The 25,611-nt window shown below is 68.5% G+C and carries 24 protein-coding genes; 13 read left to right on the top strand and 11 right to left on the bottom strand.

Going from position 1 to position 25,611, the window contains the following annotated elements; translation table 11 throughout:
- The first annotated feature begins 56 nt into the window (after window positions 1-56).
- From ACFX43_RS15140 to ACFX43_RS15155, 4 genes are all read left to right on the top strand, one after another.
- Window positions 57-2,108 carry an ATP-dependent DNA helicase UvrD2 gene (locus tag ACFX43_RS15140; RefSeq protein ID WP_378826782.1) on the top strand — a complete coding sequence of 684 codons (2,052 nt, stop codon included), beginning with the start codon at window positions 57-59 and terminating at the stop codon, window positions 2,106-2,108.
- A 138-nt stretch (window positions 2,109-2,246) separates the two neighbouring features.
- Complete coding sequence (locus ACFX43_RS15145; RefSeq protein WP_160027406.1) at window positions 2,247-2,462, top strand: hypothetical protein; 216 nt, start codon at window positions 2,247-2,249, stop codon at window positions 2,460-2,462.
- A gap of 104 nt (window positions 2,463-2,566) precedes the next feature.
- The gene (locus tag ACFX43_RS15150) at window positions 2,567-2,866 is read left to right on the top strand and encodes a WhiB family transcriptional regulator (protein WP_141802912.1); all 300 of its coding nucleotides are present in this window, start codon (window positions 2,567-2,569) and stop codon (window positions 2,864-2,866) included.
- Window positions 2,867-3,012: 146 nt separating this feature from the next.
- A complete protein-coding gene (locus ACFX43_RS15155; protein WP_229788002.1) occupies window positions 3,013-3,177 on the top strand; it encodes a hypothetical protein in 165 nt (54 codons plus the stop codon).
- Between the two features lie 108 nt (window positions 3,178-3,285).
- Here ACFX43_RS15155 and ACFX43_RS15160 read toward each other — a convergent pair whose 3' ends face one another.
- Window positions 3,286-4,932 (bottom strand): GMC oxidoreductase, encoded by a 1,647-nt coding sequence (locus ACFX43_RS15160; protein ID WP_378826800.1) that lies wholly within the window; start codon window positions 4,930-4,932, stop codon window positions 3,286-3,288.
- Between the two features lie 127 nt (window positions 4,933-5,059).
- On the opposite strand from ACFX43_RS15160, the gene ACFX43_RS15165 reads away from it, so the two are divergent.
- From ACFX43_RS15165 to ACFX43_RS15175, 3 genes are all read left to right on the top strand, one after another.
- A complete protein-coding gene (locus ACFX43_RS15165) occupies window positions 5,060-6,160 on the top strand; it encodes a dihydrodipicolinate reductase (RefSeq protein WP_378826805.1) in 1,101 nt (366 codons plus the stop codon).
- On the top strand, window positions 6,157-6,639 hold the full coding sequence (locus ACFX43_RS15170) for a carboxymuconolactone decarboxylase family protein (protein WP_350717394.1): 483 nt from the start codon (window positions 6,157-6,159) through the stop codon (window positions 6,637-6,639). The genes ACFX43_RS15165 and ACFX43_RS15170 overlap by 4 nt, the downstream gene beginning before the upstream one ends.
- A gap of 79 nt (window positions 6,640-6,718) precedes the next feature.
- Entirely contained in the window at window positions 6,719-6,883 is a 165-nt protein-coding gene (locus ACFX43_RS15175) for a hypothetical protein (RefSeq protein WP_168381087.1), read from the top strand.
- A gap of 9 nt (window positions 6,884-6,892) precedes the next feature.
- Here the strand turns inward: ACFX43_RS15175 and argS are convergent, their stop codons facing one another.
- The 6 genes from argS to ACFX43_RS15205 form a co-directional block, all read right to left on the bottom strand.
- Window positions 6,893-8,389, bottom strand: coding sequence for an arginine--tRNA ligase (gene argS / locus ACFX43_RS15180; RefSeq protein WP_378826833.1), 1,497 nt, complete (start codon window positions 8,387-8,389; stop codon window positions 6,893-6,895).
- Window positions 8,293-10,494 carry a catalase/peroxidase HPI gene (gene katG / locus ACFX43_RS15185; RefSeq protein ID WP_378826857.1) on the bottom strand — a complete coding sequence of 734 codons (2,202 nt, stop codon included), beginning with the start codon at window positions 10,492-10,494 and terminating at the stop codon, window positions 8,293-8,295. Before katG ends, argS begins: the two co-directional genes overlap by 97 nt.
- A gap of 96 nt (window positions 10,495-10,590) precedes the next feature.
- Entirely contained in the window at window positions 10,591-11,016 is a 426-nt protein-coding gene (locus ACFX43_RS15190) for a Fur family transcriptional regulator (RefSeq protein ID WP_378826866.1), read from the bottom strand.
- A gap of 63 nt (window positions 11,017-11,079) precedes the next feature.
- Window positions 11,080-12,270, bottom strand: coding sequence for an MFS transporter (locus ACFX43_RS15195; protein ID WP_378826881.1), 1,191 nt, complete (start codon window positions 12,268-12,270; stop codon window positions 11,080-11,082).
- 41 nt (window positions 12,271-12,311) lie between these two features.
- On the bottom strand, window positions 12,312-13,757 hold the full coding sequence (locus ACFX43_RS15200; RefSeq protein ID WP_378826901.1) for a protein kinase: 1,446 nt from the start codon (window positions 13,755-13,757) through the stop codon (window positions 12,312-12,314).
- An 8-nt stretch (window positions 13,758-13,765) separates the two neighbouring features.
- Window positions 13,766-14,866: a hypothetical protein gene (locus ACFX43_RS15205; protein ID WP_378826912.1), complete on the bottom strand. Its 1,101-nt coding sequence runs from the start codon at window positions 14,864-14,866 to the stop codon at window positions 13,766-13,768.
- Window positions 14,867-14,942: 76 nt separating this feature from the next.
- Here ACFX43_RS15205 and ACFX43_RS15210 point away from each other — a divergent pair, with 76 nt between their 5' ends.
- The 3 genes from ACFX43_RS15210 to ACFX43_RS15220 all read left to right on the top strand — a co-directional run bounded on the left by ACFX43_RS15210 (window position 14,943) and on the right by ACFX43_RS15220 (window position 19,082).
- Window positions 14,943-15,830: an oxygenase MpaB family protein gene (locus tag ACFX43_RS15210; RefSeq protein WP_378826920.1), complete on the top strand. Its 888-nt coding sequence runs from the start codon at window positions 14,943-14,945 to the stop codon at window positions 15,828-15,830.
- 86 nt (window positions 15,831-15,916) lie between these two features.
- Window positions 15,917-17,551: an alkaline phosphatase D family protein gene (locus tag ACFX43_RS15215; RefSeq protein WP_378826926.1), complete on the top strand. Its 1,635-nt coding sequence runs from the start codon at window positions 15,917-15,919 to the stop codon at window positions 17,549-17,551.
- A 70-nt stretch (window positions 17,552-17,621) separates the two neighbouring features.
- Entirely contained in the window at window positions 17,622-19,082 is a 1,461-nt protein-coding gene (locus ACFX43_RS15220; protein ID WP_378826945.1) for an ArnT family glycosyltransferase, read from the top strand.
- Between the two features lie 13 nt (window positions 19,083-19,095).
- On the opposite strand, the gene ACFX43_RS15225 is transcribed toward ACFX43_RS15220, so the two are convergent.
- Both ACFX43_RS15225 and ACFX43_RS15230 read right to left on the bottom strand, forming a co-directional pair.
- Window positions 19,096-19,986 (bottom strand): hypothetical protein, encoded by an 891-nt coding sequence (locus ACFX43_RS15225; protein ID WP_378826960.1) that lies wholly within the window; start codon window positions 19,984-19,986, stop codon window positions 19,096-19,098.
- 126 nt (window positions 19,987-20,112) lie between these two features.
- Entirely contained in the window at window positions 20,113-20,688 is a 576-nt protein-coding gene (locus ACFX43_RS15230; protein WP_378826982.1) for a TetR/AcrR family transcriptional regulator, read from the bottom strand.
- A 79-nt stretch (window positions 20,689-20,767) separates the two neighbouring features.
- Here ACFX43_RS15230 and ACFX43_RS15235 point away from each other — a divergent pair, with 79 nt between their 5' ends.
- Entirely contained in the window at window positions 20,768-21,787 is a 1,020-nt protein-coding gene (locus tag ACFX43_RS15235) for an alpha/beta fold hydrolase (protein ID WP_378826995.1), read from the top strand.
- A gap of 8 nt (window positions 21,788-21,795) precedes the next feature.
- Here the strand turns inward: ACFX43_RS15235 and ACFX43_RS15240 are convergent, their stop codons facing one another.
- Together ACFX43_RS15240 and ACFX43_RS15245 are read right to left on the bottom strand one after the other, a co-directional pair.
- A complete protein-coding gene (locus ACFX43_RS15240) occupies window positions 21,796-22,251 on the bottom strand; it encodes a hypothetical protein (protein WP_378827002.1) in 456 nt (151 codons plus the stop codon).
- Window position 22,252: 1 nt separating this feature from the next.
- Window positions 22,253-22,729, bottom strand: coding sequence for a hypothetical protein (locus tag ACFX43_RS15245; protein WP_378827007.1), 477 nt, complete (start codon window positions 22,727-22,729; stop codon window positions 22,253-22,255).
- Between the two features lie 233 nt (window positions 22,730-22,962).
- Here ACFX43_RS15245 and ACFX43_RS15250 point away from each other — a divergent pair, with 233 nt between their 5' ends.
- Both ACFX43_RS15250 and ACFX43_RS15255 read left to right on the top strand, forming a co-directional pair.
- Window positions 22,963-23,271: a hypothetical protein gene (locus ACFX43_RS15250; RefSeq protein ID WP_160028122.1), complete on the top strand. Its 309-nt coding sequence runs from the start codon at window positions 22,963-22,965 to the stop codon at window positions 23,269-23,271.
- On the top strand, window positions 23,271-25,598 hold the full coding sequence (locus tag ACFX43_RS15255) for a WXG100 family type VII secretion target (protein ID WP_378827036.1): 2,328 nt from the start codon (window positions 23,271-23,273) through the stop codon (window positions 25,596-25,598). The genes ACFX43_RS15250 and ACFX43_RS15255 overlap by 1 nt, the downstream gene beginning before the upstream one ends.
- Window positions 25,599-25,611 lie beyond the last annotated feature (13 nt).

A 25,611-nucleotide genomic window follows, 5' to 3' on the forward strand; every position in this document is an offset into this window, starting at 1 on the left:
CAATAGTCTTGGCCTGCAAGGCACAACGTTCCCACCCCGAGGAGTTCTTCCCGCCCATGACCCCCGAGTCCCTCCTCGCCGCCCTCGACCCTGAGCAACGCCGGGTGGCGGAGGCACTGCGGGGTCCGGTCCGGGTTCTGGCGGGTGCGGGGACCGGCAAGACCCGGGCGATCACCCACCGGATCGCCTACGGCGTCGCCACCGGCGTCTACGCGCCGCCGGAGGTCCTCGCGGTCACCTTCACCACCCGGGCGGCGGGGGAGATGCGGCAGCGGCTGAGGGCGATGGGCGCCGGCGCGGTCCAAGCGCGCACCTTCCACTCCGCGGCCCTGCGGCAGCTGCGGTTCTTCTGGCCGAAGGTCTATGGCACCGAGCTGCCCAACCTGACCGAGTCGAAGATCCCGCTCATCCGCGCGGCCGCGCAGCGCCAGCGGATCAACGTCGACCAGGCCCAGGCGCGCGACCTGGCCTCGGAGATCGAGTGGTCGAAGGTCTCCAACGTCCACCCCGACGACTACCCGAAGTCGGCCGAGGCTCGGGGCCGGGAGGTCGGCGGGCTGACGCCGGCGATGGTGGGACACATCTATGCGGCCTACGAGGACGTCAAGCGCACCCAGGCGCGCATGGACATGGAGGACGTGCTGCTCCTGACCGCCGGCCTCCTGGAGCACGACGAGCGCGTCGCGGCGCAGGTCAGGCGGCAGTACAAGTGGTTCACCGTCGATGAGTTCCAGGACGTCTCGCCGCTGCAGTCGGCGCTGCTCGACCTGTGGCTGGGCGGGCGCAGCGAGCTCTGCGTCGTGGGCGACCCGGCGCAGACGATCTACACCTTCGCCGGAGCCGACGCCGCCTACCTGCGTGACTTCCCGAAGAAGCACCCCGGCGCCACCTCGGTCGAGCTGGTCCGCAACTACCGCTCCTCGCCGCAGGTCGTGAAGGCCGCCAACAAGATCCTGGAAGGTACGCCGAGCGCCGGTGTCCAGCTGCAGGCGCAGCGCGAATCCGGGCCGGCCGTCGAGCACGTCGAGCAGCCCGACGAGGTCGCCGAGGCCGAGGGCGTCGCCGCCGAGATCCTGCGTCTGCACCAGTCCGGCAAGCCCTACAACGAGATGGCGATCCTGTTCCGGATCAACGCCCAGTCGGAGGCCTACGAGGACGCGCTCACCGCGCGCCGGATCCCGTACGTCCTGCGCGGCGCTGCCAGGTTCTTCGACCGGCCCGAGGTCCGTGAGGCGGTGACCCGGATCCGCGGTGCGGCGCGAGGCGGCCAGGGTGCCGTGATCGGTGACGAGCTGCTGGAGTCGGTCCACGGGATCCTGGCCGGGATGGGCTGGACCTCCGAGCCGCCCGAGGGGCGGGGACAGACCCGCGACCGCTGGGAGTCGTGGCAGGCGCTGATCGACCAGGCGCGCACCTTCTCCGCGGCCGGCGGTGACCTGGCCGGACTCGTCGCCGAGCTCGACCGCCGTGCGGCCGAGCAGCACGCACCGGTCCCGTCGGGAGTGACCCTGGCGACCTTCCACGCCGCCAAGGGGCTGGAGTGGGACTCGGTGTTCCTGGTCGGCCTCCAGGACGGCACGATGCCGTTCATCCTCCGTGGCGAGGAGCCGACCCCGGCCGAGATCGAGGAGGAGCGGCGACTGCTCTACGTCGGCCTCACCCGGGCGCGGGTGGACCTGACCCTGTCCTGGGCGCTGGCGCGCCAGCCGGGTCAGGCCGCGCGGCGCAGGCCGTCGCGGTTCCTCGACCCGCTGCGGCCGACTCGGTCCGCGGTGCCGACGCGGCGCCCCGGCTCCGGGAAGGCCCGGATGTGCAACGCCTGCGGCGGGCCGCTCGGCTCTGCGGCCGAGAAGCGGATGGGCCGTCACGAGGGCTGCGACGCGCCTTACGACGAGGAGCTCTACGGCCGATTGAAGCAGTGGCGCAAGGAGACCGCCGAGGCGATCCGCAAGCCGGCGTTCGTGGTCTTCACCGACGCGACCCTGGAGCAGATCGCCGAGCAGAAGCCGGGAACCCTCCAGGATCTGCAGCGCATCGCCGGCATCGGCCGCAGCAAGGTGGAGACGTACGGCTCGGAAGTCCTTGATGTGATCGCCGCGGACGCCTGAAAACCCTTCAAAGAAATTCCTCGAAATCAACCGGTTTAATCGTTTGCGGCCGACCTGCCCGGCCGGTTACTGTTCCTTCATCAAGTAAAACCGCGCGCCGATGAGGCGCGCCCGACAGCCCCGAAGGAGGTGGCCCCAGTGAAGATCAACCAGATCAAGACGCCGATCAATGGCATCGCCATGTCCGCGTGCGGCCACCCCGAGCTGTCCAGCCCGACCTGGGCCACCCCGGCTGCCGGTGCCTTTATGGGCGCCGGTTACGGCACGCGCGTCGAGGGACTCGTGTCCCCGCAGGCGGATGCCATCAAGGTCAAGTCCCACGGGATTCGAGCCTGGAGCTGTCCGACTACGTAGAACCACGTAGTCACAGCAGCCTCCAGGCCGCGGAACCCGAAACCCGGGATCCGCGGCCTTTCTGTTTCTCAAAACCCGCGATCAGTCACAAAGGAGGTGTACATATGACCAGCATTCTCGAGCCCGAGGTCACTCTCGGCGTTCTCCACGACCGCGCCAACCGCTACGACGAGGACCAGCTGCCCTGCCGGGTCAACAACCCGGAGCTGTGGTTCGCCGAGTCTCCTGCCGACGTCGAGTTCGCCAAGGCACTCTGCGCGACCTGCCCCGTGCAGCCGCTCTGCCTCGCCAGCGCCCTCGACCGGCGTGAGCCCTGGGGCGTCTGGGGCGGCCAGCTGCTCCTGCAGGGGAAGGTGATCCCCCGCAAGCGGCCCCGTGGCCGGCCCCGCAAGGACGCCGCCTGATCAACCCGAACATCATCGACACCTAGCCGTTTCAACGACGAAGGGCGACAGCTATGAACACGATTGCGATGACCATGGGCGCCGGAGCCCGCTGACCAGCAGGAGAACAAACAGACATGAACACCAACCGAGTACGGAGCACTCAGATGAACTTGCTTTACGAAGACCTGGCGCGCGCGCAAATGTCCGCGCGCCTGGGAGAGGCGCGTGAACTGCGGCGAGGCCATGCCCTCGTCAAGGCCGCTCGCCTGGGCCGCAAGGCCGAGCGAGCCGCCGTCCAGGCGAAGCTGGCTCTTGCCCGCGCGCTGTAAGTCCCCGATGGGACCCCAGACCTCACCCCTCTGATCGCGGGTGTGGAAGATGACCGGCCAGTCCGAGAAACCCTCGGACTGGCCGGTCCTATGTTTGCCCCGATCCGATCAGAGATCGGTGGCGATGATCCTCTCGATGTTCCGCTCCGCGAGGGCGGTGATCGTGACGAACGGGTTGACGCTCGTGTTGCCCGGAATGAGCGAACCGTCGATGACGTAGAGACCGTCGTAACCGTGCAGCCGGCCGTAGTTGTCGGTCGCCTTGTTCAGGACGGCGCCGCCCAGTGGGTGGTAGGTCAGGTGGTCGCCCCAGATCTTGTTGGTGCCGAAGAGATCCGTTCGGTAGATCGTCCCTTCCGTCCTGTTGATCTTGTCGAAGATGGTCTTCGCCATCGTGATGGAGTCCTGCTTCCACGCGGTCTGCCACGACAGGTCGACCTTGCCGGTGGCCGAGTTGTAGCTGAACGCCGCCCTGCGCTGGGTCTTGGTGATCGCGAGATAGAAGGACGCGAACGTCTCGAGACCGGCAGGCAGTGGCGCGACCTCGGCGAAGGCGCCGCCGGCGTCCCAGTTGTCGATGCCTGAGCACGGGATCGTCGACTGCACGTCACCGGTCGGGTCCCATATGTGGTTGGCCCGCCCGACCATCACGTTGCCGTTGTCGCCCCATCCCTGGCCGACGTCGCCGTTCAGCGCGGGCAGCGCGCCGGTTGCCTTCAGCTTCACCAGCAGCTTGCTCGTGCCGACGCTGCCGGCTGCGAAGAACACCTTGCCCGCGTTGACCGTCTTCGTCGCCACCACGTCGCCGGCGGTGTTGATCTGTTCCAGGACGACGTCGTATCCACCTGCTGCCGCGGGCCGGACCGAGGTGGCCCGGTGCAGAGAGGAGATGGTGACCTTCCCGGTGGCGGCCGCCTGAGCGAGGTACGTCTTCGGCAGCGTCTTCTTGCCGTAGTTGTTCCCGTAGATGACCTCCTGGGCCAGCGCCGACTTCGGGACGCTGCCGTTGTCCTCGGCCATCATGTAGTTCCAGTCGTACACGTCCGAGACGAACGTCCACGCGAAGCCCGAGCGCTGAGCGTGCTTCCGGCCGACGCGTGAGTATTGGTAGTAGGAGGTGCGTTCGAACCAGTCGGGGTCGACCGATCCGACGCCGAGGGCGGCGTTGGCGCGCGGGTAGTAGGTGGAATACATCTCCGCGGCATCCACCGAGGGCAGGATGGCTCCGAAGTTCTCGCGCTTCGGGGTGACGGCCATGCCTCCGTTGACGAGCGAGCCGCCACCGACGCCGCGTCCCTGGTAGACGGAGATCCCGGCGAAGTCCTCGGCGTCCAGGATGCCGGCATGCTTGGTGATGTCCTTGTCGATGGGGAACCCGAGGAAGTTGCTGAGCGGCTGCTTGGTTCGGGTGCGCATCCAGAAGGCGCGGTGATCTGGGCTGGTGATCTTCGGATGGATCTTGCCGTCGGACCCGGGGGCCACTGTGGCCCAGTCCTGGCCCATCTCGACCATGTGGACGTTGATGCCGGCCTGAGCCAGCCTCAGGGCCGCGACCGAGCCGCCGTAGCCGGTGCCGATGACCAGCACCGGGACCTGCGCGCCGTTGCCGATCGACGACGCCGCAGCTGATGCCCATGTCGGGCTGGCTCCGAATGCTCCTCCCAGCATCCCGACACCAGCCAGTGAGCCCGCGCCGAGCACGAACCCTCGGCGTGACAGGCCCCGCGACCTGTCCTCTCGTGGTGTGTTGCTCAAGATGACCTCCCTTTTCATCACTGATTGCTAGAACATGTTCTAGTATGCCGGTGGGGGTGTCACAGGTTCGCAACATTCACGCAATCCGGCAAGGCAAACCAACAGGGCAACCGGCAAGGGAGATCGCATGGTCAGCGCATGCGTTTGGGGCACGGGAAACATCGGTCGACTCGCCATCCGCGCGGTCGACGCACATCCACGACTCGAGCTGACGAGCGTGCTCGTCCACGACCCCGCGAAGGTCGGCCGGGACGCGGGCGACCTCGCAGAGCTCGGCCGTGACCTCGGCGTCGCCGCCACCGACGACATCGATTCGGTGCTCGCGACACGTCCGCAGGCGGTGGTGTACGCCGCATCGGGCGACATCCGTCCGGACGAGGCTCTCGCCGACATCGTGCGCGCGCTCGGAACCGGGGCCGTGGTGGTCACGCCCGCCCTCTACGCGCTCTACGACCAGCGCAACGCTCCGCCGGAGATGCGCGAGCCGGTGCTGGCCGCGATCGCCGAGGGCGGCGGGTCCCTCTTCGTCTCCGGTGTCGACCCGGGCTGGGCCAACGACGTGCTGCCGCTGCTGGTCAGCGGCCTGGGCAGCACCGTGGACGTCGTCCGGTGCCAGGAGATCTTCGACTACTCCACCTACGACCAGCCCGACTCCGTCCGCTATCTCGTCGGGATGGGTCAGCCGATGGACTACGACGCCCCGATGCTCGCGGAGACCGTCCCGACGATGGTGTGGGGCGGTCAGGTCCGGCTGTTGGCCCGGGGCCTCGAGGTCGAGCTCGACGAGATCCGGGAGACCGTCGAGCGGCTGCCGCTGGACGAGACCGTGACCACCGCGTCGATGGGCGAGTTCGAGAAGGGCACCCAGGGCGCGGTGCGCTTCGAGGTCCAGGGGATCGTCGCCGGCGAGCCGCTCATCGTCGTCGAGCACGTCACCCGTATCCATCCCTCCTGTGCCCCGCACTGGCCGACGCCACCCGACGGCGACGGCGCCCACCGGGTGATCATCGAGGGGGATCCGCGCATCGAGGTGACGGTCGAGGCGACCGACAAGGCCGGCAACCGGGCGGCGGGCGGCAACGCCACCGCGGTCGGACGGCTCGTCGGCGCGATCGAGTGGCTCGTCGACTCGGCCCCCGGCCTCTACGACGCGCTCGACGTACCGCTACGTCCGGCGACCGGCAAGCTCGGCGCGGCCAAGGCCGCCCAGGAAGGTGTGACCGCATGATCGTCGACGTCCCCGACGGGCGGGATCCGATCGAGTACGTCTGGGGCGAGATGGTCCCCGGCATCGGTCCGGCGGCCGCCGGCCTCTCGCTCGCGGTCTACGAGCACACCACGCTCGGGCTCCGCGAGTTCGAGGCCGCCCGGTTGCGGATCGCGCAGATCAACGGCTGCGTCTTCTGCCTCGACTGGCGGACCGAACGAGACGGGGAGAAGGTCGAGGAGTCGTTCGCCGAGGCGGTCGAGCAGTGGCGTACGACCGACGCCTTCGACGACCGCACCCGGCTCGCCGCCGAGTTCGCCGAGCGCTACGCGATCGACCACCACGGCATCGACCAGGACTTCTGGGACCGGATGTCGGCCCACTACACCGATGCCGAGATCGTCGAGCTGAGCATGTGCCTCGGATCGTGGCTGGCGTTCGGCCGTCTCAACCACGTTCTGGGCCTCGACACCGCCTGTGTCCTGCCTTCCCGGAGGTAACACGGCGCTGACATTCAGGTGATGCAGAATTTCGGTGTTGCACCCTCTGAACCGCAGGATTTCGACCTATCGTTGAGCCATGAAGACCTGCGATTTCTGCGGATGCTACGAGGCCGACCCCAACCGCCTCCTCGCGTGGACCACCGCGGTTGAGCGTGGGCGTTCGAAGTCGTTCTGCGAGGCCTGCTCGCGACGTCACGTGCGCTCCATGGAAGCCAAGCTCGACTCCGACTGGTGGGCCTGAGCACCACGCTCACATCCTCTGCGGCGCCTCGATCCCGAGGAGCCTGAGTCCCTCTGACAGCACTCGCCGGGTCGCCTCGCAGAATGCGAGCCGGGTCTGCCTGACCTCACCCTCCGCCTTGAGCACCGGACAGTTCTCGTAGAACGCCGTCAGGGCGGTCGCCAGGCCATAGAGGTACGCGGTCAGGTGATGCGGCTCCAAGGTGTCGGCGACCTTGGCGACCACCGGGGCGAAGCCGGTCAGCTCCAGTGCCAGCCGCTGCTCTGCCGGGTGGGACAGGGTGCCGATGGCGTACGTCTGCTGCGGAGCCTGCGCGAGGATGCTGCACACCCGGGCATGGGCGTACTGCAGATACGGGCCGGTCTCGCCGGTGGTCGCCGACATCCGGGCGAGGTCGAAGACGTAGTCGCGGGCGAGGTTGTTGGAGAGGTCGGCGTACTTGACCGCGGCGTTGGCCACGGCGCGTACGACTTCGGGGCCGGCGTAGCTGGCCGCGGCGGCCTCCTCGGCGGCGTCCAGCAGCGCGGTCAGCGAGACCGTCTCGCCCGAGCGGGTCTTGAACGGCCGGCCGTCGGGGCCGAGCACGGTGCCGAAGCCGATGTGCTGGACCTCCACCGAGTCGGGCAGCCAGCCGGCGGCGCGGGCGACGGCGAAGACCATCTCGAAGTGCTGGCTCTGCCGGTGGTCGACGATGTAGACGACCCGCCCCACGGCCAGGTCGTCGACCCGGTGCCGGATCGTGGCGAGGTCGGTGGCGGCGTACCCGAACCCACCGTCGGCCTTCCGCACGATCAGCGGCAGCGGGGCGCCGTCGCGGCCGGTGAAGCCGTCGGGGTAGACGACCTGGGCGCCGGCCGATTCGGTCAGCAGACCCGATGCCCGAAGGTCGTCGACGACGCCCGGAAGCTGCGGGTTGTAGCGGCTCTCGCCGTCGAAGTCGTCATCGGTCAGGAGTACGCCGAGCCGGCTGTAGGTGGCCTCGAACTCGGCCATCGAGGCGTCGACGAGCGCCTGCCAGAGCGCGAGGGTGGTCGGCTCGCCGGACTGGAGCGCGACCACCCGCTGCCTGGCGGCGCCGGCGAAACCCGGATCGTCGTCGAAGCGCGCCTTGGCCCGCTGGTAGAGCGCGAGCAGCTCGGTCATGCCCAGGTCGGCGACTGTCGTCGGGTCGGTGAGACCCTCGCCGAGCAACTCCTCGACCAGCATGCCGAACTGAGTGCCCCAGTCGCCGAGGTGGTTCTGCCGTACGACCTCGTGGCCGGCGTAGTCCAGCACCCTGGCCAGGGAGTCGCCGATGACCGTGGAGCGCAGGTGGCCGACGTGCATCGGCTTGGCGACGTTGGGGGAGGAGTAGTCGACGACGACCCGCTTCGGGCTCTCCGGGGCGGGTACGCCCAGGTGGGGGTCGGTCAGCAGGTCGCCGGCGACCGCGCCGAGGACGTCGGCGGACCAGGTGAGGTTGAGGAACCCGGCGCCGGNCGGTCGTTCTCCATGACCTTGACCCACGCCTTGACGAAGTCGTTGACGAACTTCTCCTTGGCGTCGTCGGCACCGTAGACCTCCGCCAGGGCGCGGAGCTCGGAGTTGGCACCGAAGACCAGGTCGACGCGGGAACCGGTCCAGCCGTTGGAGCTGGTGTAGGTCGCCTCGTCGGCGGACGGGGTCCACTGCTGGTCGTAGTCGAGCAGGTTGACGAAGAAGTCGTTCGTCAGCGCGCCCGGGGTCTTGGTGAAGACACCGAGGTCGGAGCCGTCCCAGTTGTTGCCGAGCACGCGGAGGCCGCCGACCAGGACCGTGGCCTCGGGGGCCGAGAGGCCGAGGAGGCTCGCCCGGTCGATGAACAGGAACTCGGTGGGGAGGTTCAGGAACCCGGAGTCGTAGTTGCGGAAGCCGTCGGCGACCGGCTCGAGCCAGGCGAAGTTCTCCGCATCGGTCTGCTCCTGGGTCGCGTCGACGCGGCCGGCGGAGAACGGGACCGTGACGTCCTGGCCCGCGGCCCTGGCGGCCAGCTCGATGCCCACGCCACCGGCGAGGACGAGCACGTCGGCGAAGGAGACACCGGTCGCGGCCGCGATCTCTTCGTACTTCGCGATGACCGGCTTGAGCTCCTCGGGCTGGTTGACCTTCCACGAGACCTGCGGCTCGAGACGGATGCGACCGCCGTTGGCACCACCGCGGTGGTCGGACGTACGGTGCGTGGCCGCCGCCTTCCACGCGGTGGAGACCAGCTGCTGCACGCTCAGACCGGACGCGGCGATCGCGGCCTTGGCGGCGGAGATCGCGGCCTCGTCGGTCGCACCACCCTCGGCGGGGAGCGGGTCCTGCCAGAGCAGGTCCTCGGCCGGGACCTCGGAGCCGACGTAGCGGCTCTTCGGACCCATGTCGCGGTGGGTCAGCTTGAACCAGGCACGGGCGTACGCGTCAGAGAAGGCCTCCTGGTCGTCCCTGAACCGGCGGGAGATCTCGTCGAACTCCGGGTCCACGCGCAGCGCCAGGTCGGAGGTGAGCATGCGCGGCTCGCGCTTGCCCTCACCGTGCGCCTCGGGGACCATGTCGGAGCCCGCGCCGTTCTTCGGACGCCACTGCTTGGCACCAGCCGGCGACTCGAACAGCTCCCACTCGTAGGCGTAGAGGATGTGGAAGAACTCGTTGTCCCAGCGGGTCGGGTGGTAGGTCCAGGTGACCTCGAGGCCCGAGGTGAGTGCGTCCGCGCCGACACCGGTGCCGTGGCCGTTCTTCCAGCCGATGCCCTGGTTCTCCAGCGGCGCGGCCTCCGGGTCGGGGCCGACCAGATCGTCGGGGTGGGCACCGTGGGTCTTGCCGAAGGTGTGGCCACCGGCGATGAGGGCGACGGTCTCCTCGGAGTTCATCCCCATGCGGCGGAAGGTCTCCTTGATGTCCACCGCGGACTTCATCGGGTCGGGCTCACCGTTGGGGCCCTCCGGGTTGACGTAGATCAGACCCATCTGGACAGCGGCCAGCGGCGCCTGCAGGTCGCGGTCGCCGGTGTAGCGCTCGTCGTCGAGCCAGACCTTCTCCGGACCCCAGTAGATGTCATCGTCGGACTCCCAGACGTCCGCGCGACCACCCGAGAAGCCGAAGGTCTTGAAGCCGCCCTCCTCCATCGCCACGTTGCCCGCCAGGACCATCAGATCGGCCCAGGAGAGGTTCTTGCCGTACTTCTTCTTGACCGGCCACAGCAGACGACGGGCCTTGTCGAGGGAGACGTTGTCGGGCCAGGAGTTGAGCGGCGCGAAACGCTGCTGGCCACGACCGGCGCCACCGCGACCGTCGTGACTGCGGTAGGTGCCTGCGGCGTGCCACGCCATCCGGACGAAGAGCCCGGCGTAGCTACCGAAGTCAGCCGGCCACCAGTCCTTGGAATCGGTCATGACCGCGGCGATGTCCGCCTTGACGGCAGGCAGGTCCAGGGACTCGAAAGCCTTCGCATAGTCGAAGTCCTCGCCCATCGGGTCGCTCACAGGGGCGTCCTTGGCGAGAATCTTCAGGTTGAGCTTGTTCGGCCACCACTCCTGGTTGGCACTGCCGGCGGTGGGGTGAACGCGGCCTGCGTTCATCACCGGGCACTTGCTCACGGCCTCTTCAGACATGAGATTCCTATCCGTTTCTGATCGGACTGGCTGCTGCCAGACGCTGTGATTCACATGTGTTGCGCCGGCCGACGACAAGCGCAGCCGGCGCGGGCTCTACCCGTGGGACAGGCTGCAGTCCGCGCAGGTGCCCCAGTAGATGACCTCGGCCTCATCGACCGTGAAGCCGTTGTCATCAGATGCCGTCAGGCAGGGCGCATGGCCGACAGCGCAGTCGACGTCGGCGATCGCCCCACAGGAGCGGCAGACCACGTGGTGGTGGTTGTCCCCGACCCGGGTCTCATAACGAGCCACCGAGCCGGACGGCTGGATGCGGCGTACGATCCCGGCCGCCGAGAGGGCGGCGAGGGAGTCGTAGACGGCTTGATGGGAGACGTCCGGAAGCCGCTCGCGCACCGCTCCGAGAATCGTCTCGGTGTCGGCGTGCGCATTCTCGGTGACGGCCCCCAGAACGGCCACTCGCGGGCGAGTGACGCGCAGGGAGGCACCTCTCAGCAGCTGTTCGTAGTCAGCGTTCCCCACACCCCTGACACTACGCCAATTCTTGAATGAGTCAAGAAACGACAGGGAAATTTCTGACTCTAATCAACCCAGTTTCACGGACTCCGGAGACTCCGGAGCCGGACGGGTCGCGAAGCGGCCGGCCATCAGCGGGATCAGCACGGAGATCGCCAGCGGGATGAGGAACATCGAGCGCTCCCCGAAGACCTCGGCGACCACGGCGATCAGGGAGGCGGCGGCGAGGTAGCCGGCGTAGTTGGCGAGGTTGACCCGAGCGATCGCGTCCTCGGCGTTGTCCGGGGAGATGTGCGCGGCGGCGACGAACGACTGCGGCGGGACCATCGCCAGGCTGCCGCCGAGGACGGCGAAGCCGACGGCCGCCACGCTCCAGTGCGGGGCGACGACGATCAGCACCAGCGCGCCGACACCGACGATGCCGCCGGTCCGGATCACCCGCTCGGGACCGAAGTGGGCGACGAGGCGGTCGCCGGGGAGACGTACGGCTAGGAGCACCAGCTGGTAGGCGGCGTAGATCGCCGGCGCGACCGCCGCCGCGGCGCCGAGTCCGTCGACGACATAGATCCCGCCCCAGGCGGAGGCCGCGGAGTCGATGAACCACATCGCGAACGTCGGCACCGCGACCAGGAGGAGGGGCAGCCACGGCAGCGGGGGCTTCGGGTGCTGCGTACCGCTTGTCCGCTTCTCCGCCGCGTCGACCGCCTCTGGCGGCAGCAGGAGCCGGAACGTGGCGAGGTTGGCGGCCAGGCCGATGACGGCGATCGGGATCATGTCCAGACCCAGAGGTACGCCGAGGGCGATCGTCACGGTCGCGTAGACGGCACCGAGGACGGCCGCCGCGCTCCACATCGCGTGGAACCCGTTCATCAGCGGGCGTCCGTACGCGTCCTGGGTGGCCGTGCCCTGCATGTTCATCGAGGCGTCGACGCCGCCGAGGAAGAAGCCGTAGACGCCGTTGAGCACCAGCAGCGTCACCATCGTCGGGGCGAAGGCCGGCGCGACCGCCGCCAGCGAGGCCCCGCCGAGCATCAGCGAGAGGGTCGCAGCGCTGCCGATCCTGGTGGCGAGGTGACCCGCGACAACACTGCCGACCGCCCCGACCGCGGTGGTGATGCCAAGCACCACGAACACGTCACCGGCGCTGAGGTCGAGCTTCGTCGCGATCGACTCGAGCCTGGTGATCAGCGAGGCGAAGGTCAGTCCCTGCACCGCGAAGGCGACGAAGACCGCCATCCGGGCCAGCTGGAGTCGCGTCATGGACGCGAAGTCTGCACCCTCACGTCCCGCAGGTCGAGGGGTCAGTTGCCCTTCAGCAGCCCGTCGAGGATCTTCTCGCCGTCCTTGCCGTCACCCTTGCTCAGGCTGTCGAACTCCTCGCGGAGCTGCTCCATCTCGCGCTTGGCGCTCTCGCCCTTCTCGACGAGGTCGCGGATCTGCTGGATCTGGTCCTCCCACTCCTGCGACTGACCCTCGTCGATGACGTTCCAGCCCTCGAGGTTCTCGCGCCAGCGGTCGAGCCTGTCGAGGCGGTTGAGGGTCTTGTTGTCCGACTTGTCGACGGGCTCATCGGCGGAGTTGTCGGCGTTGTCGTTGGAGTCGTTGTTGTCGGCGCCGTTGTCCGTGTTGTCGGAGTTGTCGGAGCTCTGGGACGGCTGAGCCTCGGCGGGCGCGGGCTCGTAGGCGGCCAGCCAGGAGGCGGCGAAGACGCACGCGATCACGATCGCGACGGCGCCGAGGAGACGACCGGTCGGGAACCTCCGCAGCGACCCCGGGCGCGGCCCGCGGACCGGAGGCGGGTTGCCAGGACTGGGCAGGACGCCGGTGCGGGAGTTGGCCAGCGCCATCGGCTCGTCGAGCGGGCGCGGCGCCATCGCCTGGGTCGGACGCGGCGCCTGCCCGGCGGAGAGCCGGTCGGTGGCATCGGGGTCGGCTCCGCTGAGGACATAGCCGAGCTCGTGACCGACCTGGTCCATCGAGGGCCGGGCGGCGGGGTTCTTGTCGAGCATCCGGGTGACCAGCCGCGCCAGCGGCGGGGGCACCGCCCGGAAGTCGGTGATGCGCGGCACCGGCTCGCTGAGGTGCATGTGCAGGATCTTGACCGGGTGCGGCGCGGAGTAGGGCACCTTGCCGGTGAGCATCTCGAAGAGCACGCAGCCGAGCGAGTATACGTCGGCAGGCGGCCCGACCGGGTCGCCGGAGGCCTGCTCGGGCGAGAGGTAGGACGGGCTGCCGATCACGTGGCCCGTCTGGGTCAGCCCGGCGTCGACCCCCGTCATGGCGTACGCGATGCCGAAGTCGAGCACGGTCAGCCGGCCGTCACCGTCGAACATGAGGTTGGCCGGTTTGATGTCGCGGTGCACGACACCGGCCCGGTGGGCGGCGCCGAGCGCGCCGGCGACCTGGCGGGTGTATTCGACCGCCATGTCGACCGGCATCGCGCCACGCTGCTGCAGCGGCTCGGCCAGGGTCGGTCCGGGCAGCAGCTCCATCACCAGGAAGACGTCGTTGTCGTCGCTGCCCGCGTCGAAGATCTTGACCACGTCGTCGTGGACGACCCGGGCGGTCGAGAGCGACTCACGGCGGAACCGCTCGGCCATCGTGGGGTCGTCCACATCACGCAGCAGCTTCACCGCGACATCGCGGTCGAGGACGGTGTCACGCGCCCGCCAGACCTCGCCCATGCCGCCGGCTCCGAGCAGAGTGAGGAGCCGATAGCGGCCGGCGATCGGGGGAAGCTCGTCCATGACGGAAATTATGCCGGGGTCACCCAGGAGCCGAAGAGCGGGATGCCCTCCCAGGCTCCTCCGCGGGCAACCGCCACCACCGCGTGCGGCCGGTCGAACCTCAGGTCGATCTGCCGCACCTTCGTCTCGCGCGGCGCCGCGGCGGCGGCGCGGACCATCATCCCGGTCACCGCGGCCGCCTTGAAACCCTCCCGGTCGTAGGACGCGACCGCCTTCTGGATGCAGACGGCCTCCGTCTCCTCCGCGATCGCGGCCATCACTCCGCGGGCGATCTCGGCGACTCCCGGCGCGGCCGACAGGTCGTGAAGGTCCTCCGCGCTCCACTCCGGCAGGTGGCTGCGCCAGCGGTCGGACGGAGCGCTGCCGAATGCGGTGACCTCGCGGACGGTCCAGGCGTGCCCGTCCTCCTGGCCGGCATCGAAGGTGCGGTCGTGGACCTCGCCCGCGTCGATCCTCCGGACGACCTCGTCGGCTGCCCGCCACACGTCGTCAGCGGCCACGCCCTCCTCGGCGATCACGGAGTAGACCGAGATGCCGTCCTCGCTCGACGGGCTGGCGACCGCGACCGGGCCGGCAGCGTCGGTCTCCACCACCGCCTGGAACCCGTCCCCGAGCAGCAGCAGCAACCCGTCCTCGCCCTCCTCCAGCTGCTCGCTCCAGCGTGGCGTCACCACCAGCGCCGAGGCGAGCACGAGCAGCGTCTGGGCGTCGATCTCGAGCGGGAACTCCTTGATCAGCCCGCGGGTGTGCTCATCGGCCCACGCGTCGAGGCCGGCCTGGTCCGGGAGCGGGTCGAGCACGATCGGCAGGCCCTTCGTGAGCTCGACACCCGACCGCAGCCAGCCGGCGACCGCCGCCCCGATCGTGGGGTGCGGCGCCTCCAGCAGCGTCAGCGCTGCGGCCCGCGCGTCGGCCTTGTTCAGGCCCAGGATCTCGTCGGTCTCGGTCTCCGCCGCCGGCGCCAGCGAGGCGAGGAGCAGCCACAGACCGGCGTACGAGATCACCGGGGACTCGGCGGACCCGAGAGCGGAGCGGGTGATGGCGGCGTACGTTCGGACCGCCTCGGCGGCGGCGAGGGACAGGGGCGTCTGCGTTCCCGACTTCTCCATGCAGAAGACATTACGGCGAGAGACACCACATGTGAGCCAAGTCACGATACAGTTATGTATCGAGCGAGGAGGCATCATGGCCAAGAAGTCGCGTACGGCAGGGCTGGACCCGGAGACCGAGTTCCAGGAGATCTCGAGACGTCTGGGGCTCTACGAGTTCCCCTGGGACACGACTCAGGCGCTCAGCTTCGCGCTGTTCCGGACCTATGCGGTGCCGTCGATCGGCCGGCTGCTGGCCGACACTCACCAGTTCACCGAGGACACCCAGAAACGCTACGACGACACCGCGCTGCTGCTGGAGGACGCGGCGATCGAGGACCTGGACAGCCCTCGCGGCCGGGCCGCGGTGCGGCGGATCAACCAGATGCACAAGATGTACGACATCTCCAACGACGACATGCGCTACGTCCTCTCGACCTTCGTGGTGATCCCCCGGCGCTGGAACCAGGAGTTCGGCTGGCGGCAGTCGACCCCCGACGAGCAGCTCGCCGCCCTGCGCTACTACCAGGCGCTCGGGAAGCGGATGGGGATCAAGGACATCCCGGCGACCTATGCGGAGTTCGAGCAGCTCCTCGACTCCTACGAGGCCGAGCACTTCGGGTACGACGAGGGCGGCCGTGCCGTCGCCGACTCGACCCTCGAGCTGCTGACGACCTTCTATCCGCGCCCGCTGGCGCCGCTCATCCGGATCTTCTCGCTGTCGCTGATGGAGCCGCACCTGCTCGAGGCGTTCGGCTACCCCGAGCCCGGGCGGCTCGCCCGGACCCTGTCGCGTGGGGCGCTGAAGGCGCGGGCACGCTTCGTCGCGCTGCTGCCGGCACGGCGGAAGCCCGCGTACGTCCGGGACATGCCCCGCATCAAGAGCTACCCGCACGGGTTCAACACCGAGGACCTCGGCACCTTCGCGCCGGGCTGTCCGGTGCACCGGCCCGTCTCTGAACCTGTCACCGGCACCAAGCCGTAGCCCACCCCTCCCCCGCACTTCACGCGGCCTTCACCGGGCGCCGCTTCGCTGATGTCGATAACCCCCATATCGACAGGAGCACGTCCATGCCTGCCCCCAGCAACACTCCTGACCTCCGACCTGATCTCCGTGGCGCCCTGCGAGGCCTCGACCGCCGCCGCTTTCTGACCGTCTCGGCCGCCGCGACCGCGTTGGCCTTCACCACCGGGCTGCCCCGTACGGGCGCCTTCGCCGCTCCGGCCGGCTCCCCTGCCGACATCACCTCGGACCCGTTCACCCTCGCCGTCGCGTCCGGCGACCCGCTGCCCGACTCGGTGCTGCTGTGGACCCGGCTCGCACCGCTCCCGCTCGAGCCCACCGGCGGGATGCCGCCGTCGCGCTTCGACGTCGGCTGGGAGGTGGCGCGCGACGCCGCCTTCAGACGCGTCGTACGCCGCGGCACCGCTGCCGCGCACACGGAGTTCAACCACTCCGTGCATGGCGAGGTCCGCGGCCTGGACGCGGCGACCGAGTACTTCTACCGCTTCCGGGTCGGCCAGTGGATCAGCCCGGTCGGCCGGACCCGGACCGCCCCGGCCGTGGGGGCCGCGGTGTCGTCACTGACCTTCGCCCTCGCCTCCTGCCAGCGCTACGACCAGGGCTACTACACGGCGTACAAGCATCTCGCCGGCGAGGACGTGGACGCGGTCTTCCACCTGGGCGACTATCTCTACGAGTACGCCGTGAACGCCTCCGCCGGGGCGCGCGGCTACGCCGAGCCGCTGCCGGCCCACCTCAACCATGAGACCGTCACGCTGGACGACTACCGGGCGCGCTACGGGCTCTACAAGTCCGACCCGGACCAGATCGCCGCCCACCTGGCGCACCCGTTCATCGTCACCTGGGACGACCACGAGACCGAGAACAACTACGCCGCCGACACTCCGGAGAACTCGGTGCCGCCGGAGGAGTTCCTGGTGCGCCGTGCCGCCGCCTACCGCGCCTACTGGGAGAACCAGCCGCTGCGGCTCCCGCAGCAGCCGTCCGGTTCCGACCTGAGGCTCTACCGGCGTCTACAGTGGGGCCGCCTGGCGCAGTTCGACATCCTCGACACCCGGCAGTACCGGACCAACCAGGCCAACGGCGACGGCTGGAAGGTCCCGTCGGCTGAGTCCGAGGCCGAGTCGATGACGCTCCCCGGGAACGAGCAGGAGCAGTGGCTGATCAACGGCTGGCGCCGCTCCTCGGCTCTCTGGAACATCGTCCCGCAGCAGGTCACCTTCTCCCGCCGCGACAACCCGTCCGGCGACGGCACCCGGTCGATGGACTCCTGGGACGGCTACCCCGCCTCCCGGCGCCGGATCCTCGAGGGCTGGAAGGCGTCCGAGCAGTCGAACCTGATGGTGCTGACCGGCGACGTACACGTCCACTACGGGCTGAACATCCACGACGACTTCGACGACCCGTCCTCGCGGATCATGGGCACCGAGATCGTCACCAGCTCCATCACCTCCGGTGGCAACGGCGCAGAGCACCCGGCCAACTGGGCCGCCTACCTGGAGCGCAACCCGCACATGAAGTTCTACAACGGCCTCCGTGGCTACACGACCGTCTCCCTGAATGCTGCCGGCGCGGAGATCACGTACAAGAACGTCGCTCAGGTCAGCACTCCCGGAGCGCCGCTGACCGTCGGCGGTCGCTTCTTCACCGAAGCCGGCCGGCCGGGTCTGATCGAGGCATAGGGGGTCAGTCCGGCGCCCGGGTTGCGACAACAGGCTGCGGGCGGCCGGCGGGCCCCCTACGCTCAGAGGCGTGACCCGTCCGCGGTACTCCCCCGCTGTCGGGATCGTGGTCGCCGTGCAGGCCGCCGTACTGCTGGCGATGAGCCCGTTCTACGGGCCGCATCGAGACGAGCTCTACTTCGTCTCCGCAGGTCAGCGGTTGGCTTGGGGATATCCCGACCAGCCGGCCCTGACACCGTTCCTGGCGCGGGTCGCGACCGAGATCGCACCGTACAACCTCGTCGTGCTGCGGTTGTGGAGTCTGCTGGCGATGGTCGGACTGGTCCTGCTGGCGGCGGAGTTCGCCCGGCTGCTCGGCGGCGGACGTACGGCGCAGGTGCTGACCGCGGGACTCGTGGCCGTCGGAGTGGTCACGATGACGTTCGGGCACTGGCACTCGACCGCCACGTTCGACGCGCTGGCCTGGACCGCGATCCTGGTGCTGGTGGCCCGGGCGCTGGTCGCCCAGGGCGGGCGGGAGCGGGCGCTGTTCTGGCTGGCGGCCGGGATCGTCGCCGGGATCGGGCTGGAGAACAAGCACTCGGTGGTCTTCCTCCTCGGTGCGATCCTGCTCGGCATCGCGCTCGTTCCGGCGACCCGGCGCAACCTGACCACGCCGTGGCCATGGTTGGCCGGTCTCACCGCGCTGGTCCTGTGGACTCCCAACCTCCTCTGGCAGTTCGAGCACGACTGGCCGGTGCTCGACCTCTCCGAGGACATCCGGGAGGAGTACGGCGGGCTGCCCGGACGGATCGGGTACGTCACCCAGGCGCTGATCCTGCTGAGCCCGGTGATCACACCGATCTGGATCATCGGTCTGGTCGCGCTCTTCCGGCGACGCGAGTGGGCGCTCTTCCGCCCGGTCGCCGCCGCGTTCTTGCTGGTCGCGGGCTTCTTTCTGATCGCGGGCGGCAAGGGCTACTACCTGGCCGGCCTGTTCCCGCCTCTGGTCGCGGCAGGCTCCGTGGTGGTCGCCGAGCATCTGCGACCGCGCACCGTCGGGCTTCTCGGCGCCGGCCTGGCCCTACTGACCATCCCCGCCTGGCCGATCAACCTCCCGGTGCTCCCGGCGAAGACCTACGCCACCTCCTTCTACACCGCCGCCGGCGAAGACCAGCTGGAGACGATCGGCTGGCCCCAGTACGCCGCCCAGGTGCGGGCGGTCGTCGACGACCTGGCGCCGGCCGAGCAGCGTACGGCCGTGGTCTTCACCGTCAACTACGGAGAGGCGGGCGCTCTGGAGTGGTACGGCGTCGGCGTTCCGGTCCACAGCGGGCACAACGGCTGGCGGTTCTGGGAACAACCGCCGAAGGGCGCGACACCGATCGTCGTGGTCGGGTTCGAGGACCCCGACCGCTTCTTCGACGGCTGCCGGCAGGTCGCCTCGCTCCACAACCGCGAAGATGCCGACAACGAGGAGAACGGCGCCCCGATCCACGTCTGCGACACCCCGACGCAGCCGTGGTCACAGCTGTGGCACTACAGCGCCTGATCTGCGTCGGTCACTACCAGCGAGACCAACCAAGACGTCCCGTCGTATCCGACAACGGCGAGATCTCGAGGTCCCCGGTCAGATAGGCCAGGGTCGTGTCGTTGGACAGCACCACCCGGCGACCTTCGTCCGTACGCCGCTGCAGCGACCTCAACGTCGTGAGCACCTGCTCGGGGCGGTCGAGGAGCGGGTAGCCGACCCGGACGACGCCCTTGCGCCAGCGTTTCGGAATCACCTGGATCCGATGACGCCGCGTCACCGTCCATGACGGCGCATCGCCCCGCGCCGTGATCTCGAGGAAGCGGTTCCTCACCGTGATCCCGTTCGGGCTCATGACCTGCTCGAACAGGTCGACGCGGAGGTCCGCCCACGCCGCCGAGACCGTCTCGGGGCCGAGCTCCACCGTCAGCGCCTCGGGCGTGATCAGCACTGCTCGTCGCAGTCTCAGCGTCGTCGCATGCTCGGCCACGACGACGGCGAAGAAGACCGCGAGGACCATGAACGGCAGCCCGATGAACGGATTGCCGGCCCGAAAGCCGATCCCCGCCGCCAGGCACAGCATCGCCACGAAGCACACCAACATCAGCTCTCCGCAGATGCCCGGCGCTCGCCTCAGCCGGATCACGATCCCGTCACCGGCGACCACACCCAGCCGCCTGATCCTGCGCGAGGCGCTCCCGGCTGGACGTACGCCCTTGGTGATCAGCCCATGCGCACCCGTCAGGAACAGCAGGATCCCGAAGCCGGTCCCCAGCAGATAGGGCCCGTACGCACCACCGTCCGCCACCACCGACCCGACGCCGATGGCCAGCCCGATCAGGGCGTTGAACACCCCCGTCACCGTCCAACCAACCCGGCGCACCGTCGCCATCCACGGCGAGCCCAGATCCTCATTCCCGACCACGCCGTAGACCTTAAGGGCCGTACGCCGCCGCGGCCCGAACGCAGTTGGCTCATTCCGGGCGAACGAATTTTCGTTCGCCGCGTGCATGTCGTCCCTCCGGCTCGGGGCATACCGGGAGGATCCTCTTCACCCTGACGTCATCTGGCGCGACGTGTACGCCCTGATCGATGCTTCAGCCTCTTCGGCGGTGATGTCTCCGATGAGGACTCGCAGGGTGAGGCCGTCGGAGAGGGCGAGCAGCTCGATGGCGCGTGCTCGTGCCTCGACCTCCTCGAGACCGTCGGCCTCCTGGATGTGGCGGGTGCACTCCTCGACACCGACCCTCGTCGCCTCGGCCAGGATCTGGCGTACGGCGGGGTGGGTCATGGCCTTGGCCACATAGGCGTACCAGACGGTGACCCCGATGCGGCCAGCGTCGGTGGCGGGGATCTGCTGGAGCAGAATGTGGAGGAGGCGGTGCTGCGGCGGACGGCCGGCGGTCGCCTCGTACTCGGTGACGGCTCGTTTGACGAGCAGGTCGATGCCGGCAACCACCAGTGCGTCCTTGGTGCCGAAGTAGTGCTGTACGCGACCCATCGAGACCCCGGCCCGGGCGGCGACGGTGCGCAGGCTGACGCCCTCGATCCCCTGCTCGGCGACGATCTGCCAGAGCCCGGCGACGATCTCGAACCGGCGTTGTTCATGGTCGACGGCTCTTGGCATGACGCCCAGGTTAGCAATACAGTCGCATCGCAATAGGTTTCAATGCGATCGCATCGTTATCGGGAACGTGAGGGCTGGCATGAACGGGGACATCCAGGATGAGCACACCGAACCACGCAGGAAGCGCCGGCGCTGGCCGGTGGTGTGCCTCACTGTCATCGCGGTCGTCTCGACCGGGTGCCTGGTGATGGTGCTCGGCACGAGCGGGCCCGGCGTCGGCCACTTCCGCACGCCGGCGGGACGCCAGGCCTACACCGAGGCGTACGACGCGGCCTTCGCCGCGCTGCCGAAGCCGACCGAGACTCGCGACGTGGAGACCACCTTCGGCACGGTCCGTGCGTACGCCTGGGTCAACCCGGACCCGGTCGACGACGTCCCGGTCGTGCTGGTGCCGGGACGGGCCAGCGGCGTACCCATGTGGGGCGAGAACCTGCGCGACTTCGTCGAGCACCGCACCGTCTACGCCTTCGACGCGATCGGCGACAGCGGGCTCTCCGAGCAGACCTTGCCGCTGCGCGGGATGGACGACAACGCTCGCTGGGTCGAGGAGGCGCTGGCTGGTCTCGGACTCGACCGGATCCACCTGGTCGGTCACTCCCAGGGCGGCGGGCTCGCCGCGGCCGTCGCGGTTCGCCACCCGGATCGGCTGGCCAGCCTGACCCTGCTCGAGCCGATCATGACCTTCGGCATGCTGCCTGCCTGGGCGATCGGCTGGTCGGCGGTGGCCGCCCTCCCGTTCCTGCCCGACTCCTGGCGCGACCATGCGCTGAACCGGATCGGAGGCGTCGAGGACGACGAGGTCGACCCGGATGACCCGATGGCCCGGATGATCGCCGCCGGTACGGCGCACTTCGACTCCGGCAGCCTGCCGACACCATCGCGGCTGAGCGACGAGCAGATCAGGTCACTGCGGATGCCCGTGTACGTCGCGATCGCGAGCGACAAGTCCCTGGCCGGCGGCGAGGACGCCGCCGAGCGGGCTGAGCAGCTCCCCCGCGCGACCGTCAAGGTCTGGCCGAAGACCACCCACTCCCTGCCCATGCAGGTCGCTACCGAGCTCGACGCCGAGCTCGAGAGGTTCTGGGCGGACGTACGGTGACGGCGCCGTCAGTGCGATTCGACAGGAGCGGTCTCGCGCGGCGAGGGCAGCTTCGATATCGCGATGCTCAGCAGCACGACCGGCACGATCATGACCAGTGTGACCACCAGCCAGAACCAGCCGCTGCTGAACAGCCCGTCCTCGTCGGCCTGGAACGCCATCACCGTGACTCCGATGCCCAGGAAGACACCGACGCCGAGCCCGACCGTCACCAGCGTCAGCGCCCAGACCTGGCGCTGAAGACCGCGAAGGATGCAGAAGATCCCGAACACGGTGACCGCGACGCCCATGCCGGCGACGACCAGCCCCGACTGCTCACCGCTGCTCAGCCGGGTTCCCTCGTCCTCGAACACCATGCCGATGATCCACAGACAGATGATCAGCGAGCCGACCGCGTACAGCAGTGCCAGCACCGACCCGATCACCAACGTCAGCGGCCGCGCCTCCCGAGACTGAACGGACACCTCAGGCCCAGAGCCCGATGTACTCGATGAACATCCTGAATCCGCCATTGAACTCGGCGGTGTTCGTGACCGCGTTGATGAGCCGTACGACCCAGAAGACCACCAGCGTGTAGCCGACCCCGAGCGCGATCCCTGCGGCCGCGGCGCTCGTGCCCGCTGCCTTCGCTCGGCTCAGTCCGAGATGCCCGAGCACCACCGCGGCGGCGATCGGGATGATCGAGGCGATGATGAGCAGCCCGAGGATCAGCCAGATGATCGGGCGATCCTCCATGCTGTAGAGGGCGTTGTAGTAGTCCTGAGCAACATCCGGGATCCCGACGATCACCCGCACCAGGGCGCCGATCACCAGCATCCCCGCGCCGAGCCCCAGCCCGGTGAGCCCGAGCCATCCGCCGCTTCGTGTACCGCCAGCAGGTGCGGGCGTGTTCGTCGTAGCCCAAGCCGGTCCCGCCGCTGCCGTCTCGTTCGGTTGTGACATCGCGCCCTTTTCCGTCATGTTGGATCACGCCCGTCCCGCCGGTGCTGGACGGCCTCGTATGGCCCGAGACGCTATCCCAAAGGCCCGGCACCGACGGGCAGATCCGCGCGGCCGAGCGCGTCGAGATGCGGGAGCTGCTCGATACAAGATTTCTCGGCGATTTGTGTTTGAAACCTGGAATTTGGGGTAGGAGAGAGTTACCAATCGCTCCGTACGTCTTGGGGGACCCTCTCGTGAACGTCGAAATCGTGGCGCCGCAGGTGAAGACCGCGGCCAACTCCATCGGGACCGCGGCCGATGCCGTCGCCGGCCTCGATCTCGAAGGCCCGATGGGCAAGGTCGCCTCCGCACTGCCGGGAAGCACGTCAGCGGGCGCCGCCAACGGCCTCAAGACCGAGTGGAAGAGCGACAAGGACAAGTGGGTCAAGGACGCCCGCGATCACAAGACGACCACCGTCGCCGACGCCGACGCGATCGTGGAGGCCGACACCATCACGGCGCAGCAGGCGCGCTACCGCGAAGCAATGATCGGAAGAGACTGATGGCCGTCACCTACGAGCAGCTGCAGAGCTGGAAGCCCGAAGAGCTCGACACCGCCGCGGACCAGCTCAACACCGCCCGCAAGAGCTTCCAGGACCAACAGGACGAGATGGACGCCGGCAAGGTCCCCGACACCTGGGTCGGCGAGGCGGCCACCCGTGCTGAGAACCGTCATCGCCGGCTGATCGCCGACCTCAACGACATGGCGGCTCCGCTGTCCCAGGTCATCAACGCCCTCGACGAGGCCGCCGCCTCCATCAAGAAGGCCAAGGACAACGCCAAGCACGCTTATGACGACGCGACCGGCCGCGGCTGGAAGGTCAGCTTCTCCGGCGGCGTACAGGTCACCGATCCGAGCCCGGACGAGAAAGACCCGGACAAGGACAAGGGCACCATGCAGCAGCTCGCCCAGAGCATCCAGGATGCGCTGACCGATGCCGCGTCCGCTGACGCCGACCTGACGGCTGTCCTCAATCACGCGACCAAGGGCGACTACGACGGTGGCGATGGCACGATCGAGCAGGCCAGCCTCCCGCCCGAGCTGCGCAACCTGCCCGAGGACGAGCTCATCAACAAGATGCTCAGCGATCCGGGCAAGTACGACGGCTATATCGACGCCCTCCCGCCGGATGCTCAGACACGGCTCGGCAAGGAGATCAGCGACCGCCTCGACAGCACGCTCAACGACGACGACTACAAGCTCAGCAAGGAAGAGGCCGACCGTCTCAACTCCATGCTGAGCGCCTACACCGACGACTCGACCGTCGCCGCCGGGCTCTACAAAGACCTCGGGGCGGACGGCACCGTCGCCAGCATGGCGCGGATCGAGGAATACCTGCGGATGCAGTCGCCGGATTCCGGCTCCCTCAACACACTCGCATCCAACCTCCGAAGTGGTCTCGCATCGGCCTCGAACGACCCCGGTTTCCCGGCCGAGAAGTTCGGCCACGACATCGTGAAGTACGCCGGCCCCTCAGGGGTCTACCTCTCCGACGACGAGCAGGATGCCCTCCGGGATCGCTACCCGAACTGGGGCGGCACAGGCGGGGCGTCGGTTCTGGCCTACCTGATGAAAGACCACGACCTCAACGGCGACCTCGTGCTCGGGGCTGCCGAGGAACTCGACCGCTTCGAACGGGCTGATGGTCCGCTCGACGCCAAGACTTGGTATCACCACACCGGCCATGGCCCGTTGGGCGCCGGCGAGAACGGCTACGGCGCCGACCCGATGGGCGCGATCATGGGGAACCTCGGCGCTCACCCGGAGCAGGGTTACGAGTTCTTCACCGAGGATGAGGAGCGTCAGAAGTTCTACTTCAACGACAGGACCTGGCAGGCAGACGGCTACGCGGGCATCTCGCAGGCCGCTGCCGGCATCAGCACCGATCCTGACCTAGTCAAGCAGCACCCTGAAGGCACGGCGATGATCGCCTCCCGGTTCGTGGACTACGTCGCGAACAGCGAGGGGTTCAACGCTGAGGACGCAAAGCCTGCATCACCATACGTCTCCGAGATCCTCAAGAACTACATGCACTCGGTCGACGACGCGCTGCACGCGCGAGGAGAAGATGGGGAAGCCGGTGTCTACACGTCGACCCCTGTCGCCCTCGGCGACATCGCCAACAGCCCGAGGTTCTTCGCGAACGACATCGAGTCCTTGCTCAAGGTCGGAGCGAGCAGCCAGGAAGGGCTCGTCAATCTCGCCGAAGGCGTGGGCACCTACCAGCAGTCCCAGATCAACAACGCTGCGTACCAGCTTCAGCAGAACCCGGACGACTACCGCGAAGGCAACGTGCTCAGCGATGTCATGAAGCACTCCGCCTACCTGAACGGCGCGGTAGAGCACGCGATCGGGAGCGTCGAGATCGAGGGCGCTGCGAACACCGACAAGCAGATACAGACGTTCACCAGCCTCGTCGGCGATGTCGCTGGGATGGTTCCGCTGCCCGGGACGGGGGCCGTTGGGACGGTGGTCGAGTTCGGTGTCGGACAGGCGATCGACCTTGCCACTGACAAGGCCGACGGGCACTTCGCCAACTTCGAAGAGGCCGCTACCGAGCACGCCAACGATCGGGCGGCGGCGTCCCTGAACGAGTCGAAGGTGAACGCCCTGGATGCACTGGTGAAGAGCGGCGTCGTCGAACTCACCCCGGAACACCGCGAACGCTTCTTTCCCGAGGGACAGCCTGTCGACCTCTCGAAGCTCAGCGACGAGGAGCTCGGCGACCTCGCGAACCTCGCCTCCAACAGGTACCTCAACGAGTATGGGATGGGAAGCATTGATTACGAGAACGCATACGGCGCGGCCTTCCGTGAGTTCTATGAGTAATCGTCGAGCTTCA

The organism is Nocardioides sp. YIM B13467 (genome assembly GCF_042788075.1).
Taxonomy (GTDB): domain Bacteria; phylum Actinomycetota; class Actinomycetes; order Propionibacteriales; family Nocardioidaceae; genus Nocardioides.

Bases quoted from the DNA above. Each gene is read 5' to 3' on its own strand.
- ACFX43_RS15155 (WP_229788002.1), top strand. From the start codon at position 3,013: ATGAACTTGCTTTACGAAGACCTGGCGCGCGCGCAAATGTCCGCGCGC.
- ACFX43_RS15150 (WP_141802912.1), top strand. From the start codon at position 2,567: ATGACCAGCATTCTCGAGCCCGAGGTCACTCTCGGCGTTCTCCACGAC.
- ACFX43_RS15210 (WP_378826920.1), top strand. From the start codon at position 14,943: ATGGCCAAGAAGTCGCGTACGGCAGGGCTGGACCCGGAGACCGAGTTC.
- ACFX43_RS15170 (WP_350717394.1), top strand. From the start codon at position 6,157: ATGATCGTCGACGTCCCCGACGGGCGGGATCCGATCGAGTACGTCTGG.
- ACFX43_RS15140 (WP_378826782.1), top strand. From the start codon at position 57: ATGACCCCCGAGTCCCTCCTCGCCGCCCTCGACCCTGAGCAACGCCGG.
- ACFX43_RS15255 (WP_378827036.1), top strand. From the start codon at position 23,271: ATGGCCGTCACCTACGAGCAGCTGCAGAGCTGGAAGCCCGAAGAGCTC.
- ACFX43_RS15245 (WP_378827007.1), bottom strand. From the start codon at position 22,729: ATGTCACAACCGAACGAGACGGCAGCGGCGGGACCGGCTTGGGCTACG.
- ACFX43_RS15195 (WP_378826881.1), bottom strand. From the start codon at position 12,270: ATGACGCGACTCCAGCTGGCCCGGATGGCGGTCTTCGTCGCCTTCGCG.
- ACFX43_RS15215 (WP_378826926.1), top strand. From the start codon at position 15,917: ATGCCTGCCCCCAGCAACACTCCTGACCTCCGACCTGATCTCCGTGGC.
- ACFX43_RS15205 (WP_378826912.1), bottom strand. From the start codon at position 14,866: ATGGAGAAGTCGGGAACGCAGACGCCCCTGTCCCTCGCCGCCGCCGAG.
- ACFX43_RS15165 (WP_378826805.1), top strand. From the start codon at position 5,060: ATGGTCAGCGCATGCGTTTGGGGCACGGGAAACATCGGTCGACTCGCC.
- ACFX43_RS15235 (WP_378826995.1), top strand. From the start codon at position 20,768: ATGAACGGGGACATCCAGGATGAGCACACCGAACCACGCAGGAAGCGC.
- ACFX43_RS15230 (WP_378826982.1), bottom strand. From the start codon at position 20,688: ATGCCAAGAGCCGTCGACCATGAACAACGCCGGTTCGAGATCGTCGCC.
- ACFX43_RS15175 (WP_168381087.1), top strand. From the start codon at position 6,719: ATGAAGACCTGCGATTTCTGCGGATGCTACGAGGCCGACCCCAACCGC.
- ACFX43_RS15200 (WP_378826901.1), bottom strand. From the start codon at position 13,757: ATGGACGAGCTTCCCCCGATCGCCGGCCGCTATCGGCTCCTCACTCTG.